The following is a 15,240-nucleotide window of genomic DNA, read 5'->3' as shown; positions in this document are numbered from 1 at the left end:
GCCTTCAAACGATAGTTTCATACAAGTGTTTGAATTGCAACTCCCTCCCCTGAGGGCGCCCATGGCCAGCGATCATACGAGGTCTGCCATTCTCGCCGCCGCCGAACGGCTCTATGCCGATCGCGGCTTCGGCGATGTCACGCTGCGCGACATCGTCGCGGAGGCGAACGTCAATCTGGCTGCGGTGAACTATCATTTCGGCTCGAAGGACGAGCTGATCGCGGAACTGTTCGTCACCCGCAGCTTGCAGCTCAACCGCGAGCGGCTCCAGGAATTGCGCGCGGCGGAAGAGACAGGCGGCGGCCGCGCCGAGATCGCGGACATCCTGCGCGCTTTGGTCGGGCCGACCCTGCGCGGCTGCCTCGGACCCGAGAATGCACGCTCGACCGCGGCGCGCTTCATGATCCGCGTCAACATCGAGTCGGTGCCGGCGATCCGCCGCATCCGCAATCGCGAGATCGATCATTTGCGCAAGTTCGTCGCCGCGATGCGGCGATCGCTGCCCGGAATGCCCGATGTCGAGCTGTACTGGGGCCTGCATTTTGCGCTGGCCATGGCGCAGCAGACGGTGCGCGACAGCGAGCGGTTGACCAAGCTGTCGGAAGGCAAATGCGACGTCGATGACGTCGACGGCATCATCGCACGCGTCGTCAGCGTCTCGACGATGGCGCTGACGGCGGGCGGAGGAATGAAGGCGCCGGCGCGTATGCTGGCACGCTAGAGCCTTTCCCGTTCCGATGGAATCGGAACGGGGCTCTAGATTCTTGTTTTGACGCGTTTTCTTGACGCGAACCGGTATCCACTTCGCTCGAAAACGCTCTCATCCCTCACATCATCGCGATGCAGTCGATCTCGACGTCGAAGGGACCGAACCATTCCGGCGTGCAGACAAAAATCCGCGCCGGCGGATCGACCGGGAAGTAGCGCGCATAGATGGCGTTGAAGACGGCGAAATGTTTTGTCGAGGTGCAGTAGACGTTGCACTTCATGACGTTGTCGAGCGAGGCGCCGGCCGTCTCCAGGCACAGCTTCATCTGCTCCATGATGATCTCGCTCTGGCGCTTGATCGGCATCCCCCCGATCTCGCCCGTCTCGGGATCGAACGGCGGCAGGCCTGCCACGAAGATCATGTTGCCGGCGCGCGTCACCGGCGAGGTTGGTGCCTTCACGCGGTCGAGAAAGGACGAAATCGGTTCAACGCGGAGCGCTTGGCGTTTCATGGGCGGCCACCTTCGGTTCAAGCGAGACTGCGGCCTGACTACACGATGATGCAGCCGGCATGTTTCGCTAAAGCTCGAAGTATGATCGCGCAGAACGCGGTTTAAGCCCGCTGCGGCATCTCCTCGGCCTCTTCCTTGGCGAGCAGCAGCAGCATCTCGATGCCCATCTCGCCTTCCTGCGGCGAGCGGATGAATTTGATCTCTTCGGCGCTTTGCCGCAGTGCGGCAATGATCGCGACGGCCTGATTGGCCGTGGCCGCCTCGGTCGCCAGAATTGCCTTCTGGTTCTTCGCTTGGAACCCGATCGTATAGGACATGCACTTCCCTCCCGAACCCAGTGGGAGAGATCGAATCTGAGTCGCGCGCGAAGCGGAAGCCTGTGCGAGTACGGACCGGGTTTGGCTGGGGATTGCGCGCAAGCCTCGCGCAAGACCGCGTAAGCGTCACGATGACGTCACGATTTGTCTGACGGCGTTTCAGCCAAGCCCGGCATCGCACGCGCTTCACTGCGCTCGTCTCCCCGCGAGCGGGGAGAGGAAAAGAAGAGGCGTCAGATGATCCCTTGCTTCTTCAGCTCCTCGATCTTCCCCGCATCGTAGCCGAGCTTGCCGCCGAGCACCTCCTGTGTGTGCTCCCCTAGCAACGGCGGGGCGCGGTAAGTCTTGATCGGGGTCTCCGAGAAAGTCAGTGCGTTGCGGATCAGCGAAAGCTCCGGCTCGAACTTGTGCGCGGTCTTCACCCGCATGCCGCGCGACTGGACGTGCGGATCGGCAAAGACCTGCTCGAAATTGTTGATCGGGCCTGACGGCACCCCGGCCTCTTCCAGCTTGTCCAGCCAATAGGCCACCGGCTGCTTGAGGAACAGGCCGGCGAAGATCGCCATGATCTCCTTGCCGTGCACGACGCGGTCGTTGTTCCTGACGAAGCGCTTGTCGTTGGCGAGCTCGGGCTCGCCGAGCACGGCGCAGGTGCGCTGGAACTGGCCGTCATTGCCCACCACCAGCATCAGCTCGCCGTCGGTGCAGCGGAACACGCCGGCCGGCATGCCGCCATTGCCCCAGGTGCCGCGGCGCGGCGGCGTCTTGCCGTTGACGAGGTAGATCTGGAGCCAGTGGCTGAGCGAGGCGATCACGGTGTCGAACAGGCAGACGTCGAGATGCTGCCCGACGCCGCCATTGGCGTCGCGATTGTAGAGCGCCGAGAGAATCCCGATCGAGGTGTTCATGCCGGTCATGTAGTCGACGATGGAGGGGCCGACCTTCATCGGGCCCTCGCCCGGCTCGCCGTCCATGTGCCCGGTCACGCTCATCAGGCCGCCCATCGCTTGCAGAATGGCGTCATAGCCGGCGCGCGGCGCATAAGGGCCGGTCTGGCCGAAGCCTGTCACCGAGCAATAGATGATGCGGGGATTGATCGCCTTGATGGTCTCGTAATCCAGGCCGTAGCGCTTGAGATCGCCGACCTTGTAGTTCTCCATGAAGACGTCGACGTCTTTGGCAAGCTCCCGGATGATCGCCTGCCCCTCGGGCTTCGCGATGTTGACGGTGACCGACTTCTTGTTGCGGTTGGCGCAGAGATAGAACGAATTGTTGTTGTTGGCCTTGCCCTCGGGATCGTTCAGGTAGGGCGGGCCGAAGGCGCGCGCGTCGTCGCCGGTGCCCGGCCGCTCAATCTTGATCACGTCGGCGCCGAGATCGCCCAGCATCTGGGCCGACAAGGGCCCGGCGAGCACGCGCGTAAGGTCAAGGATCTTGATGCCTGAGAGCGGCAGGGCCGACATGTCGATTTCCTCCGGGGAACTGAATCTTGGAGCTGATCTTGGCGCGGCGGCGAGATCGCGGCCCGCGCTCCCTGCGGATACACTATTTTGGCGCCTTGAGCACTGCACTCCGGGCATACGGCCATCCACCGCCCGGCGGCGAACGCAGAATTTCCGCGTCGCGATATTGCCTTACGTCACCGCCGCTGCGGCGACCTGTGGTCGACGGCGGCCGAGCAGGACCAGGATCAGCACCGTCGCGCAGGAAAAGGCGAAGGTGAGCCCGAGCGCGCCGCGGCTGCCGAACTGGGTGAGCAGAGCGGCAAGAAGCGGCGGCGAGATCGCGGAAGCAAGATTGAGCGGCAGCGCGATCATCGACATCGCCTTGGCGAACTCGGCCTGGTCGTAGAACACCAGCGGGATCGTCGCCCGCGCGACAGCCATGGCGCCGCTGCCGGCGCCGTAGAGCAGGATGAAGACCGCGACCGCCCAGGTCGCGCCCTCGCTCAGCATCAGCAGCAGCATGGCGACGGGGAGCGCTGTGCCGGCGACGAGCCCGGTCGTGATGCCGTCCCACCGCCCGCCGCCGAGAAAATCGAGGCCGCGGGCGCTGACCTGGATCACGCCGAGCATCGAGCCGAACGCGATCGCCTGCGCCGGCGCCAGCCCCTCCGCGCGCAACAGCTCGATCAGAACGGCGCCAAGGCCGAAATTGACGAAGGCGTTGAGCGTGATCGCGATCACGACGAGGTTGAAGGTGCTTCGCGGAATGGCCGGCGCAGCCGAAGGCCTCGCCGCCTCGCCGCCTTCGTCCTTCACCACGCCCCGTCGCGGCGCGCCGAAGGCATACAGCGGAAGCGAGACCAGGATCAGCATGGCGGCGTAGACGAGGCAGGTGCCGCGCCAGCCGAGATGGAAGCTGAGAAACGAGGTGGTCGGCCAGAAGATGCTGCTGGACAGCCCTGTCACCAGCATCAATGCGCCGATGGCATTCTTGGCCTGCCGCCCGGCCACTTCGTTCAGCATGATATAGGCGCCGGTCGACAGCGTGGCGCTGCCGCCCATGCCGAGGATGACCCAGGCCGCGAAATAGAGGATTGGCTCGCGCGCGAAGAACAGGACGACGTAGCCCGGCACCGCAACGACGGTGCCTACCATCATCACCTTGCGCGCGCCGTGCCGCGCAAACGCCTTGGCGAGCCAGGGCGCGCACAGCCCCATGGTGACATAGAGCACCGAACTGCCCGCAAACACCGCCGGCAGGCTCAGGCCGAGATCGGCCGCAAGGTCGCGGCCGATGACGGCCGGAAGGCCGATCGTGCCCCATCCAATGAGTTGGGTGATTGCCAGCACCAGCAGGACCCCGATCAGCCTGCTGTCAGATTTCAAGAACCGCATTCCACTCGTCGCCTGCCCGGCAGGCGCCGATCACGCCTGTGGCCCCCGTCTTACCCGGAGACTCAGCGCAGTGGAACGCCGGCCGCCGAATGGCAGAAGGCAGCCGGGAGCATGTCAGGAGGAGGCAGTAGCCGCTATCCCGCGAGCCCGAGCAGGGATCGCGCCTCGGCTGCGGTCGCGACGCGTCGGCCGTGGCGCGCGACAGCCTCACGGGCGATGGTCACGAGCTCCGCGTTGCTGGCGGCAAGCCGTGTCTTGTCGATCCTAATATTGTCCTCAAGCCCGGTGCGAACCGCATCGGCGCCGCGCGCGAGCGCCCAGCCCATCACCTCGGCCTGATGACGTCCAATCCCGGCCGCGGTCCACGTCGCCTGCGGAATCAGCCGCCTGAGCTCGCCCAGCAGGATGTCGAGCACATGCTCATCCGCTGGCATCGCATTCTTGACGCCCATGACGAATTGCACGTGCGGACGCGCATCCATCAGCCCCGCGAGACATCACTCCGGCGGATTGAATGTCCGCACGAAATACACGGGCTCGCTGCCTTGCTTCAGGCGATAGAGCTGCGCTGGCCGGTTGGGGCCGCGGCGCATCCTCGCCACCGGCTCAATCATGTCGCCCGACAGGATCCGCGTCCGGAACGCGCTCTTCTCGAGCGGACGGCCGAGCACGATCTCGTAGACGCGCTGCAAATCCGGCAGCGTGAATTCCTCAGGCATCAGATAGGCCGGCAGCGAGGTGTACTCGACCTTGTTGCGCAGACGCTGGATTGCGGTGGCCAGGATGTCGGCGTGATCGAAGGCGAGCTTCTCCTTAAACCTGCTCTCTCGAATTGGAAACCAGCGCGCATCGGGCGTGAGCACGCCGGCCTCCTCCGGGATCAGCGCGAAGTAGGCATGCGTCGCCGACCAGCCGCGCGGATCTCGCGTGGCACTTCCCCAGCTTCCGAGCTGCTCGAGATAAGGGCTCGTGACCCCGGTCTTCTCCTTGAGCTTGCGGGCTGCGCACGCCGCGAGATCGCGGTCCCTGGCGATGTCGACGAAGCCGCCCGGCAACGCCCAAGCCAGCGGAAACGGCTCGCCCGCACCGGCCGGCCGCTGCACCAGCAACACCTCAAGCTGGTCGTCCAGAATCGCAAAGATCACGACATCGACCGTCGTCAGGGGTCGCGGAAAGTCCAATTGTCCAGGCTTTACAAGCCTTTCGGTCCGCCCCTCGCCCGCCATCGGCAATCTCCCCTGTTCGGGCTTGACAGTAGCATACTTAGTTGTACAGTACAACTTACTTAGTTGCTCAGACCAACTTATAGCTCACCACGGAGTAAGCCATGTTCGGCATCAGGTTCATCAAGGCTCAGCCCACCACTTTTCTGATGAAGTACCGCGCCGGCGCCGTCGTCGCAGAAGGCGCCGGCCTTTCCGCGCTCTACTACGCGCCGGTGACCACGCTCGTCGCCGTGCCCGTCGGCAGCCGCGACGCCTCCTTCATCTTCCAGCAGATCGCCCGCGACTTTCAGACCCTGACCGTGCAGGGCCACGTCACCTATCGCGTCAGCGAGCCGAAGAAGGCGGCATCCATGCTCGACTTCACGCTGAAGTCCGACGGCAAGACCTATGAGAGCGACGATCCGGAAAAGCTGCCGGAGCGTATCCTCGGCACAGTCGAGGTCCTCGCCCAGCAGGCGATCAAGGAGCTGACGTTGAAGGACGCGCTCCAGGCCTCCGACCGCATCGCCGACATCATCGCCGGTGGTTTGCGGGGGCGCGCCGATATCGCCGCGCTCGGCCTCGAAATCCTCGGCGTGTCGATCCGCGGCATCAAGCCGACACCGGACACCGCGAAGGCGCTGGAGGCGCAGGCGCGCGAAGCGATCCTGAAGAACGCGGACGAAGCGATCTTCGCCCGACGCAATTTCGCCGTCGAGCAGGAGCGCGCCATTCGCGAGAGCGAGCTCGACACCGAGATCGCTGTCGAGCAGAAGAAGCGCTCGATCCGCGAGACCCAGATGGATGCCGAGGCGAGCGTCGCCGCCAAGCGCAACGAGCTGCGCCAGGCCGGCATGGCCGCCGACATCGTGCTGGAAGGCAAGCGCAAGGATTTCGTCGGCCTCAACGCCGAGAACACCCGCACGCTGGCCGACGCCGAGGCCTATCGCGTCGGCGCGCTGATGAAGATCTTCGAGGGCGTCGACACCCGCGTGATCCAGGCGCTCGCCGCCGCCGGCATGCAGCCGGGCCAGCTGATCGCGCAAGCCTTCTCCGGCATCGCCGAGAAGGCTGAGAAGATCGGCCAGCTCAACGTCTCGCCCGACCTGCTCAGCCAGCTGATGGAGAAGCCGAAGCCCGTGGAGGCCGCCAATGCCCGCCGCCAATGAGCGCAAGATCGTGCTGGTGACGCGCAAGACCAGGCTGGAGGACCTGATCGCGCGTTACCTCACGGCGGCGCAGGCGCGTTTCTATGTCGAGCATCTCGGCGCCGACTTCTCCGATTATGAGCGCGAGCACCAGGTCTATCAGGCGCAACGGCACGCGACACTGCAAGTGCTGGAGCAATGGGGTCGCTACCAAATCATCGAGCGCGGCTTCCTGCCCAATTTCATCTTTGCACCTGATGACATCGTGATCGCACTCGGCCAGGACGGCGTCGTCGCCAACACGATGAAATATCTTGACGGCCATCCGCTGATCGGGGTCAACCCGGACCCCGCGCGCTACGACGGCATCCTCCTCCCCTTCGCGCCGCGCGACCTCGCCAAGCTGCTGCCGGAGGTCGCTGCTGGGAAACGCGACAGCCAGTCCGTGACGATGGCGGAGGCGCGGCTCAGCGACGGCCAGGTGCTTCATGCCGTGAACGACCTGTTCATCGGAGCGCGCACGCATGTCTCCGCGATTTACGAGATCGCGGCCGGCGGGGAAACGGAGCGACAATCCTCGAGCGGGCTGATCGTCTCGACCGGGCTCGGCTCGACCGCATGGTTCAAGAGCATCGTCACCGGCTCGCTCGCCATCGCCGGCAGTTTTGGCCAGCCCTCCCGGCCGGCCGGTTACGACGCCCTGCCCTGGGACGCAGCCGAGCTGCGCTTCGCGGTGCGCGAGCCCTTCCCCAGCCGCTACTCACAGACCAAGCTGGTCTGCGGCCGGCTCGCGCTTGCAGAACAATTGCGCATCCGTTCGCTGATGGCAGAGAACGGCGTCATCTTCAGCGACGGTGTCGAAGCCGACCGCCTCGATTTCAACGCGGGCGCCGAGGTCACGATCGGGATCGCGGCGCGGCGTGGACGGTTGATTGTTTGAAGCGGCAGGCGCAGCCTTGCACAAGCGACCTCGCGTCACCCATCTTCTGCGTTACCGCCCACTCTTCCGCCCCAAAAACGCAAATGCCGGCCGGACTGCCCCTTCCAGCAATTCACGCTTCGGCCGCGACCGCGCCAGCACGCGGATTCCGAGGAGAACACTGAGCAACAGGCGCGCGAGATCCTCGCCCGGCTGGGCGGCCGTGATCGTCCCCGATATCTGTCCCTTTTCAACGCAACGCCGGAAGAATGCCTCGACCTCGCCGAGCACGCCGGCCACCACCTGACGGAACTCCCTGTCATGCGGCGCCAGTTCGAGCGCGGAATTCACCAGCATGCAGCCCTTGCGCTCCCTGTCCGCAACCGATCGTTCGATGATCTCCTCGAAGAAGGCCTTCAGGGCATCGAACGGCGGAAGCTCGTTCTCGAAACGCCGCACGCGATCGCCAAAACTGTTGCTGACATAGTGATCCAGCGATCGCCTGTAGAGCGACCGCTTGTCCCCGAACGCGTTGTAGAGGCTTGCGCCGGTGATGCCCATCGTCTCGGCAAGATCACGAACGGACGTCGCCTCGTAACCTTTCGACCAGAAACGATGGACCGCAGCATCGAGAACGGCCCCTTCATCGAACTCTCTTGGCCGTGCCATTCAAGCCTCGCTCCTGTCGCAGGACAGGCGGTTTGCGCGGATATCAGCAGATCGAAGCCTAGCCGGCAAAGCTCTTGATGGCCGCCTCCACGATCACCGCGCCCGCCTCCTGGGTGAAGTGACCGGCATCCGCCAATTCAAGAGGTGGCGGACAGTTCCGTATGCTTGCCCGCAAGGCCTGCATCGCCGGAGGACCGAGAACGGGATCCTTCATGCCGATAGCCATAAAGCTCTTGCCGTCCCACTGCTTCGACCAGAAGTCGCGGGCCCGGCGCGACAGCGCCGCTCCATCCGCGTCCACCCGGTCCGGTACGAGATTCGGAAAGCGCCGCACGCCGGCCTTGTATCGCACGTCCGGATACGGCGCCGCATAGGCGGCAGCTTCCGCTTCGTCGAGCGTCGGCACAGCGCGACGCATCAGGCCGGCAATGTCCATGTCGGGCTTGCTGTTCGAAAAGGCGCGCCAGGACAGAAAGCCTTCGCCGAGAGGCACATCCCCGGTGCCAAGCGTCGTGTTCATGACCAGAAGCCGCTCGAACCGCGCTTGCATGTCCATGGGAATGGTGAGGCCGATGAGCCCGCCCCAGTCCTGGCAAACCAGCGTGATCCGCTTCAGATCGAGCGCCTCGATCAGGGAGGCGATGGAGTCGCGGTGGAAGTCGAACGTGTAGGTCGCTTCCTCCGCAGGCTTGTCGGACCGGCCGAAGCCGAAGAAGTCCGGCGCCACCACGCGCATGCCTGCGGCAACGAAGGCCGGCACCATTTTCCGATAAAGATAGCACCAGGTCGGCTGCCCGTGCAGGCACAGCGCCACCGGAGCATCCGGTGCACCCTCGTCGAGGTAATGCATGCGCAGACCGGCGCGCGACTCGCGATAGTTCGGGCGAAACCGATAGCCGGAAAGATCGGCGAAATTTTCGTCGGGCGTTCGCAAGACACTCATCGTCTTCCTCCTCTGGCGCGCGGCCGGTTCGCACGTGCAGCGCCTATTCGGCTGCTTCCGCCGACCGCTGAAGCACCGTCAGGACGTCCAACGGCTCGGTCCGACGACGATAATCCACCCCCGTATCGGCGAACAGGATGATGCCGTCCGTTCCGATGACATAAGTCGCTGACAGTGGAAGCGACCACTCGCCCGGAGCGCCGTTCTTGGCCGGGATGTCGAGACCGAACGCTTCATATGCCCACTTCAACTCGTCGGTGAAGGTGTAGACCAGGCCAAACGCCTTCCCGACCGCCTGGCCGACATCGCTCAGCACAGGAAAGGTCAGAGCGTTCTTCTCGACGGTCGTGAGGGTATCGTCGGGCTTTTCCGGGCTGATCGCGACCAGGCTCGCGCCGGCAGCCGCGATCTGCGGCAGCAGGTTCTGATAGGCCCTCAGCTCGAGATTGCAGTAAGGGCACCATCCGCCGCGGTAGAACGTCACGACAACCGGGCCTTTCGCCAACAGCGCCGCGACGTCGAACGGCTTGCCATCGACTCCCGGCAGGCTGATCGGAGGCGCCCGGTCGCCGACCTGTTTGGCCAGCTTGCCGAGGCCGACATCGGACAGATGCGCGATGTGGCGTTCCATGACCGCCCGACGCTCTGCAGGGACACGCTGCATCCAGCCGGCCAGGAATTCCTCGAGCTGTTCGGAAAGTGTCTTGCTCATCTCAACTTCTCCAATCGGACTCGCGGCGATCAGGCCCTGACGCAATTTCGCGGACACAGATTGCGGCCTCATAGATTTAGATCGAACGATATAAAACGCGGTGGACGTATGCAAGCGCCACGCGTGACGATCAGGCAGCCTGCGGGCTGTGACGCGGAAGGTCGGCACGGAAAATCGGCTTGCGATTCCGATGTATCGGCGCACGACAGCTTCGGGTTCAAGATTTCGTGTTGTCGGCGGCGAGCCGCATGACCGCGAGCAGCTAGCCGGTCAGATACGCCGCATAGGCTTTCTTCAGGCCGTCGTGAAGCGACGTCGTCGCGCGCCAGCCAAGCTTGGTCAGCCGGCTGACGTCGAGCAGTTTTCGCGGTGTGCCGTCGGGACGCGTCGTGTCGAAACTGATCCCACCGCTGTAGCCGACGACGTCGGCAACCACGCGCGCGAACTCGGCAATCGCAATGTCCTCGCCGGTGCCGATATTGATCAGCTCGGCGCTCGAATAGGTCTTCATCAGATGCACGCAAGCATCCGCCATGTCGTCGACATAGAGGAACTCGCGCCGAGGCGTGCCGGTGCCCCAGACCACAACGCTCTTCGCGCCTGACAGCTTCGCCTCGTGGAAGCGCCGGATCAGTGCGGCGACGACATGGCTGAATTCGGGATGATAATTGTCGCCGGGGCCGTAGAGATTGGTCGGCATCACGCTGACGAAGTCGCTGCCATATTGGCTGCGATAAGCCTCCACCATCTTGATGCCCGCGATCTTGGCAATCGCGTAGGGCTCGTTGGTCGGCTCCAGCGGGCCGGTCAGCACGGAATCCTCGCGCAGGGGCTGCTGGGCCAGCTTCGGATAGATGCAGGAGGAGCCGAGGAACATCAGCTTCTCGGCGCCGTTCTGATGCGCGGCCTGGATCACGTTCGCCGCGATCGCGATGTTGTCGTAGATGAACTCCGCGCGCAGCGTGTTGTTGGCGACGATGCCGCCAACCTTGGCGGCGGCGAGGAAGATGACCTGCGGCCGCACCTTCGCGAACCAGTCAAACACCGCGGCCTGGTTGCAGAGATCGACCTCGCGCCGGTCCACCGTGACGAGCCTGACGTCCTCGCGCGCCAGCCGGCGCGCAATCGCGCTGCCCGCCATGCCGCGATGGCCGGCGACGTAAACGCTTTTGCCCTTCAGCTCAAACGGTGCGTTTGCCATTTGCGACATCCCGTTTGGCTTCCGACAGATCGCTTGCCATCATCTCCGTGACGAGCTCGGCAAAGGTCCGCTTCGGCTTCCAGCCGAGCACCTTGCGCGCCTTGCTGGAATCGCCAACGAGGAGGTCGACCTCGGTCGGACGGAAGTAGGTCGGATCGATCTTCACCACGGTCTTGCCGCTCTTGGCATCGATGCCGGTCTCCTCGACGCCCTTGCCGCGCCATTCGATACGGCGACCGACCTGCGCGAAGGAGAGCTCGACCATCTCGCGCACCGAGCGCGTCTCGCCGGTGGCGAGCACGAAGTCGTCCGGCTTGTCGGCTTGCAGGATCATGTGCATGCCTTCAACGTAATCCTTGGCATGGCCCCAGTCGCGCTTGGCCTCGAGATTGCCGAGATAGAGCGTGTCCTCGAGCCCGACCTCGATCCGGGCGACGCCGCGGGTGATCTTGCGGGTGACGAACGTCTCGCCGCGGATCGGGCTCTCATGGTTGAAGAGAATGCCGTTGCTCGCGAACATGCCATAGGCTTCGCGGTAGTTCACCGTGATCCAGTAGCCATAGAGCTTAGCGACGCCATAAGGCGAGCGCGGATAGAACGGCGTGGTCTCCTTCTGCGGAATCTCCTGCACCAGGCCGTAGAGCTCGGAGGTCGAGGCCTGGTAGAACCGCGTCTCCTTCTCCATGCCGAGGATGCGGATCGCCTCCAGCAGGCGCAGCACGCCGATCGCGTCAGCGTTCGCGGTGTATTCCGGGCTTTCGAAGCTGACGGCGACGTGGCTTTGGGCGGCGAGATTGTAGATCTCGGTCGGCCGGATCTGCTGCACCAGGCGGATCAAATTGGTCGAGTCCGTCATGTCGCCATAGTGCATCAGGAACGGCACATTGCCGACATGCGGATCCTGATACAGGTGGTCGACACGCGCGGTGTTGAACGAGGACGAGCGCCGCTTGATGCCATGCACGACATAGCCGAGCGACAGCAGATATTCGGCGAGATAGGCGCCGTCCTGCCCGGTAATGCCGGTGATGAGAGCGATCCGCTCAGCCATGTCTACAACTGCTCCCAAACTGCCCCGATGGGGCGCCGGCCTGAAGCTCCGGCCGAAACCTGTCCTTCTCTGACATATCGTTCGCCGGGGTCAACCCAATATGGTGATATTGCGCGCTTTTTCCGAAGAATCCGGCGGCGAGGCCGAGACTGCCCCCCGTCTGTTGAGGGGGAAACTTATGGAAGCATTGCCTGACGCGCGAGCGCTGGCGCGTGCCGCAAGCCAAACATCCTGACAAACCGCAGAGCACCTTGATCGAGCGAATCCCACAAGCCGGCCGCTTGCCGTGATCCTCGTCGGGCTATAGCGATCGGCGCAGACCCAACTCGGTGGCAAGGCACCGCCCTCGACCGCCTGAAGGCAACCGACATCAAGCCAGAACAAGCCGTGTCACTTGTTTTTGAACGTTACGCGCGCATTTTGGAGAACCTTGCTTTTGCATCGCAATTTTGCGCTCGGCGGTTGCATCACGGCGGCGGTTGACGGTTGCCATTTGTGGTTGATTGAACCACAGTCCTTGAAGACGGACGCCATCTGTTGTGCTTGCGCGGGGACACGCTCGGGCCCTTTTCCGCACCGGAGTAGCCATGCAGCGATCCAGGGCAGTCTTCATCACAGGTCTCGTCTACGCCTTGATCGGCCTGGTGCTCGCGGGCGGCGGCATTTGGCTCGCCGCATTGGGTGGGTCCGTCTTCTATATCATCCTTGGTGTTGGTATTCTCGCCACTGGCGCGTTGTTGCTGGCACAGCGCCGTTCGGCGCTGTGGCTGTTTGCGATCGTGCTGGTCGGCACGCTGGCTTGGGCCGTCTACGAAGTGCGATTTGATTGGTGGCCGCTCGCGGCGCGCGGCGACATCATCTTCCCCATGGCGCTGTGGCTTCTGACACCCGTCATCGTTCGCGGTCTGGTGCGCGACGAGCCGGTGTCTTACCGCAGCGCGACGGCGCCGCTCTGGGTCGGCGTCGCTGCCGCTTCGGTCGTTCTCGTCATCGGACTTCTGTCCAGCTATCACGATGTCAACGGCACGATCGCCGAGTCCGGCTCCGCCGTGCCGCAAAGTGAAGCCGACCCGCAGCCGGATGCCGACTGGCGTGCGTATGGACGCACGCAATTCGGACAACGCTATTCGCCGCTGAAGCAGATCACGCCCGACAATGTCGGCAACCTCAAGGTGGCCTGGACCTTCCGCACCGGCGACGTGCCGACGCCGGAGGATTCCGGGGAGACGACCTTCGAGGTCACCCCGATCAAGGTGCGCGACACGCTCTATCTCTGCTCACAGCACCAGGTCCTGTTTGCGCTCGACGCGAAGAGCGGCAAGGAGCGCTGGAGATACGATCCCAAGCTGGTGTTCAACAAGACGTTCCAGCACATGACCTGCCGCGGGGTCTCCTACCACGAAACCGCGGCCGGCGCGGTCGACAGCAGCGGCGCTCCGGCGCCTGCCGAATGCCCCCGGCGGATCTTCCTGCCCGTCAATGACGGACGCATGATCGCTCTCGATGCCGACAGCGGCAAACCCTGCGACAGCTTTGGCGATCACGGCTTGCTCGACTTGCAGCAAGGGATGGGGATCAAGACGGCGGGCTTCTTCGAGCCGACGTCGCCGCCGGTCGTCAGTGACAGGATCCTAGTCGTCGCCGCCGCGGTGATCGACAATTATGCGGTCGAAGTGCCTTCCGGCGTGATCCGCGGCTTCGACGTCTACACCGGCAAGCTGGTCTGGGTCTGGGACTCCGGCGCGGCGGACGAGAATGAGCTGCCGTCGCCGACGCGGCATTACACCAACGGTTCGCCGAATTCATGGATCACGGCCTCGTTCGATCCGAAACTGAACCTCGTCTACATCCCCACCGGCAACAACGGGCCCGACATCTGGGGCGGCAATCGCAATGCGCTCGTCGAGCGCTATTCCAGCTCAATCGTTGCACTGGACGTCAACACCGGGAAACGCGCCTGGTCGTACCAGACGGTGCATCATGATCTCTGGGACATGGACGTTCCGTCGCAACCGAGCCTGGTCGATGTCGCCACGGCCAAGGGCGTCGTGCCTGCGATCATCCAGCCGACCAAGGTGGGCAATATCTTTGTGCTCGATCGCAGGACCGGCGAACTGATCGTGCCGGCACCGGAGCGTCCGGTTCCGCAGGGCGCCGCCCCCGGCGACCGCACCGCACCGACACAGCCGTTCTCCGAGCTGACATTCCGCCCCGAGGCAAAGCTGACCGGCGCGGACATGTGGGGCGGCACGATCTTCGACCAGCTGCTGTGCCGGATCATGTTTCACCGACTGCGTTACGAGGGCACGTTCACGCCGCCGTCGTTGCAGGGCACGCTCGTCTTCCCGGGCAATCTCGGCATGTTCGAATGGGGCGGCATTGCGGTCGATCCGGTGAGACAGATCGCCATCGCCAACCCGATGTCGTTACCCTTCGCATCGCGGCTGACCCCGCGCGGGCCCCAGAATCCTCCGGCACCGACGGCTGACAAGCCGGTCGGCAGCGAAGTTGGAGTGCAGCCGATGTATGGCACGCCGTACGGCGTGGATATCTGGAGCTTTCTCTCGCCCCTCTCCGTGCCGTGCTACCGGCCGCCGTGGGGATCGATGGCCGCAGTCGACCTGAAGACGATGAAGATCGTCTGGCAGCATCCCAACGGCACGATCCGGGACACCACGCCGCTACCGCTTCCCTTCAAGATGGGCGTGCCGATGCTGGGCGGGCCGATCACCACCGCCGGCGGGGTCGCGTTCTACACCGGCACTTACGAGTACACGATCCGGGCCTACGATGTGCGCGACGGCAAGGTGGTCTGGGAAGATCGCCTGCCGGCCGGCGCCCAATCGACGCCGATGAGCTACGAGATCGACGGCAAGCAATATGTCGTCACCGCGGCCGGCGGCCACGGCTCGTTCGGCACCAAGCGCGGCGATTACGTCATCGCCTACTCATTGAAGGATTGAACCCGGGAGCGTCGTCATGGTTGCGTCATCCGGTGGCAGAGCGAAGTGCTCA

At 64.1% G+C, this 15,240-nt stretch carries 14 protein-coding genes and 1 pseudogene; 4 read left to right on the top strand and 11 right to left on the bottom strand.

Annotated features, from left to right (window positions below; translation table 11 throughout):
• The first annotated feature begins 61 nt into the window (after window positions 1–61).
• Complete coding sequence (locus tag IC761_RS14400) at window positions 62–721, top strand: TetR/AcrR family transcriptional regulator (RefSeq protein ID WP_195803875.1); 660 nt, start codon at window positions 62–64, stop codon at window positions 719–721.
• A 106-nt stretch (window positions 722–827) separates the two neighbouring features.
• On the opposite strand, the gene IC761_RS14395 is transcribed toward IC761_RS14400, so the two are convergent.
• The 6 genes and pseudogenes from IC761_RS14395 to IC761_RS14370 all read right to left on the bottom strand — a co-directional run bounded on the left by IC761_RS14395 (window position 828) and on the right by IC761_RS14370 (window position 5,603).
• Entirely contained in the window at window positions 828–1,220 is a 393-nt protein-coding gene (locus tag IC761_RS14395) for a RidA family protein (protein WP_195803874.1), read from the bottom strand.
• A gap of 101 nt (window positions 1,221–1,321) precedes the next feature.
• On the bottom strand, window positions 1,322–1,537 hold the full coding sequence (locus IC761_RS14390) for a hypothetical protein (protein ID WP_128951178.1): 216 nt from the start codon (window positions 1,535–1,537) through the stop codon (window positions 1,322–1,324).
• Window positions 1,538–1,770: 233 nt separating this feature from the next.
• Window positions 1,771–3,000 carry a CaiB/BaiF CoA transferase family protein gene (locus IC761_RS14385; protein WP_195803873.1) on the bottom strand — a complete coding sequence of 410 codons (1,230 nt, stop codon included), beginning with the start codon at window positions 2,998–3,000 and terminating at the stop codon, window positions 1,771–1,773.
• 171 nt (window positions 3,001–3,171) lie between these two features.
• The gene (locus IC761_RS14380; protein WP_195803872.1) at window positions 3,172–4,377 is read right to left on the bottom strand and encodes an MFS transporter; all 1,206 of its coding nucleotides are present in this window, start codon (window positions 4,375–4,377) and stop codon (window positions 3,172–3,174) included.
• A 134-nt stretch (window positions 4,378–4,511) separates the two neighbouring features.
• Window positions 4,512–4,868 (bottom strand): annotated as a pseudogene (locus IC761_RS14375) (3-keto-5-aminohexanoate cleavage protein); the annotation flags it as partial.
• 6 nt (window positions 4,869–4,874) lie between these two features.
• Window positions 4,875–5,603 carry an NUDIX hydrolase gene (locus tag IC761_RS14370; protein WP_195803871.1) on the bottom strand — a complete coding sequence of 243 codons (729 nt, stop codon included), beginning with the start codon at window positions 5,601–5,603 and terminating at the stop codon, window positions 4,875–4,877.
• A gap of 101 nt (window positions 5,604–5,704) precedes the next feature.
• On the opposite strand from IC761_RS14370, the gene IC761_RS14365 reads away from it, so the two are divergent.
• Together IC761_RS14365 and IC761_RS14360 are read left to right on the top strand one after the other, a co-directional pair.
• Window positions 5,705–6,751, top strand: coding sequence for an SPFH domain-containing protein (locus IC761_RS14365; protein WP_195803870.1), 1,047 nt, complete (start codon window positions 5,705–5,707; stop codon window positions 6,749–6,751).
• The gene (locus IC761_RS14360) at window positions 6,735–7,670 is read left to right on the top strand and encodes a diacylglycerol kinase catalytic domain-containing protein (RefSeq protein WP_195803869.1); all 936 of its coding nucleotides are present in this window, start codon (window positions 6,735–6,737) and stop codon (window positions 7,668–7,670) included. Before IC761_RS14365 ends, IC761_RS14360 begins: the two co-directional genes overlap by 17 nt.
• 51 nt (window positions 7,671–7,721) lie before the next feature.
• Here the strand turns inward: IC761_RS14360 and IC761_RS14355 are convergent, their stop codons facing one another.
• The 5 genes from IC761_RS14355 to gmd form a co-directional block, all read right to left on the bottom strand.
• On the bottom strand, window positions 7,722–8,318 hold the full coding sequence (locus IC761_RS14355; RefSeq protein ID WP_195803868.1) for a TetR/AcrR family transcriptional regulator: 597 nt from the start codon (window positions 8,316–8,318) through the stop codon (window positions 7,722–7,724).
• Between the two features lie 58 nt (window positions 8,319–8,376).
• Window positions 8,377–9,261, bottom strand: coding sequence for a haloalkane dehalogenase (locus IC761_RS14350; RefSeq protein ID WP_195803867.1), 885 nt, complete (start codon window positions 9,259–9,261; stop codon window positions 8,377–8,379).
• A gap of 43 nt (window positions 9,262–9,304) precedes the next feature.
• Window positions 9,305–9,973: a peroxiredoxin-like family protein gene (locus IC761_RS14345; protein WP_195803866.1), complete on the bottom strand. Its 669-nt coding sequence runs from the start codon at window positions 9,971–9,973 to the stop codon at window positions 9,305–9,307.
• Window positions 9,974–10,235: 262 nt separating this feature from the next.
• The gene (fcl, locus tag IC761_RS14340; protein ID WP_195803865.1) at window positions 10,236–11,174 is read right to left on the bottom strand and encodes a GDP-L-fucose synthase; all 939 of its coding nucleotides are present in this window, start codon (window positions 11,172–11,174) and stop codon (window positions 10,236–10,238) included.
• Entirely contained in the window at window positions 11,155–12,225 is a 1,071-nt protein-coding gene (gmd, locus tag IC761_RS14335; RefSeq protein ID WP_195803864.1) for a GDP-mannose 4,6-dehydratase, read from the bottom strand. Before gmd ends, fcl begins: the two co-directional genes overlap by 20 nt.
• 587 nt (window positions 12,226–12,812) lie before the next feature.
• Between gmd and IC761_RS14330 the strand changes: the two genes are divergently transcribed.
• On the top strand, window positions 12,813–15,188 hold the full coding sequence (locus IC761_RS14330; protein ID WP_195803863.1) for a glucose/quinate/shikimate family membrane-bound PQQ-dependent dehydrogenase: 2,376 nt from the start codon (window positions 12,813–12,815) through the stop codon (window positions 15,186–15,188).
• Window positions 15,189–15,240 lie beyond the last annotated feature (52 nt).

The sequence above is a fragment of the Bradyrhizobium commune genome, from assembly GCF_015624505.1.
GTDB classification, from domain to species: Bacteria; Pseudomonadota; Alphaproteobacteria; order Rhizobiales; family Xanthobacteraceae; genus Bradyrhizobium; species Bradyrhizobium commune.
This window is presented reverse-complemented; position numbering and strand designations above follow the sequence as displayed.

Bases quoted from the DNA above. Each gene is read 5' to 3' on its own strand.
- IC761_RS14400 (WP_195803875.1), top strand. From the start codon at position 62: ATGGCCAGCGATCATACGAGGTCTGCCATTCTCGCCGCCGCCGAACGG.
- IC761_RS14395 (WP_195803874.1), bottom strand. From the start codon at position 1,220: ATGAAACGCCAAGCGCTCCGCGTTGAACCGATTTCGTCCTTTCTCGAC.
- IC761_RS14390 (WP_128951178.1), bottom strand. From the start codon at position 1,537: ATGTCCTATACGATCGGGTTCCAAGCGAAGAACCAGAAGGCAATTCTG.
- IC761_RS14385 (WP_195803873.1), bottom strand. From the start codon at position 3,000: ATGTCGGCCCTGCCGCTCTCAGGCATCAAGATCCTTGACCTTACGCGC.
- IC761_RS14380 (WP_195803872.1), bottom strand. From the start codon at position 4,377: ATGCGGTTCTTGAAATCTGACAGCAGGCTGATCGGGGTCCTGCTGGTG.
- IC761_RS14370 (WP_195803871.1), bottom strand. From the start codon at position 5,603: ATGGCGGGCGAGGGGCGGACCGAAAGGCTTGTAAAGCCTGGACAATTG.
- IC761_RS14365 (WP_195803870.1), top strand. From the start codon at position 5,705: ATGTTCGGCATCAGGTTCATCAAGGCTCAGCCCACCACTTTTCTGATG.
- IC761_RS14360 (WP_195803869.1), top strand. From the start codon at position 6,735: ATGCCCGCCGCCAATGAGCGCAAGATCGTGCTGGTGACGCGCAAGACC.
- IC761_RS14355 (WP_195803868.1), bottom strand. From the start codon at position 8,318: ATGGCACGGCCAAGAGAGTTCGATGAAGGGGCCGTTCTCGATGCTGCG.
- IC761_RS14350 (WP_195803867.1), bottom strand. From the start codon at position 9,261: ATGAGTGTCTTGCGAACGCCCGACGAAAATTTCGCCGATCTTTCCGGC.
- IC761_RS14345 (WP_195803866.1), bottom strand. From the start codon at position 9,973: ATGAGCAAGACACTTTCCGAACAGCTCGAGGAATTCCTGGCCGGCTGG.
- fcl (WP_195803865.1), bottom strand. From the start codon at position 11,174: ATGGCAAACGCACCGTTTGAGCTGAAGGGCAAAAGCGTTTACGTCGCC.
- gmd (WP_195803864.1), bottom strand. From the start codon at position 12,225: ATGGCTGAGCGGATCGCTCTCATCACCGGCATTACCGGGCAGGACGGC.
- IC761_RS14330 (WP_195803863.1), top strand. From the start codon at position 12,813: ATGCAGCGATCCAGGGCAGTCTTCATCACAGGTCTCGTCTACGCCTTG.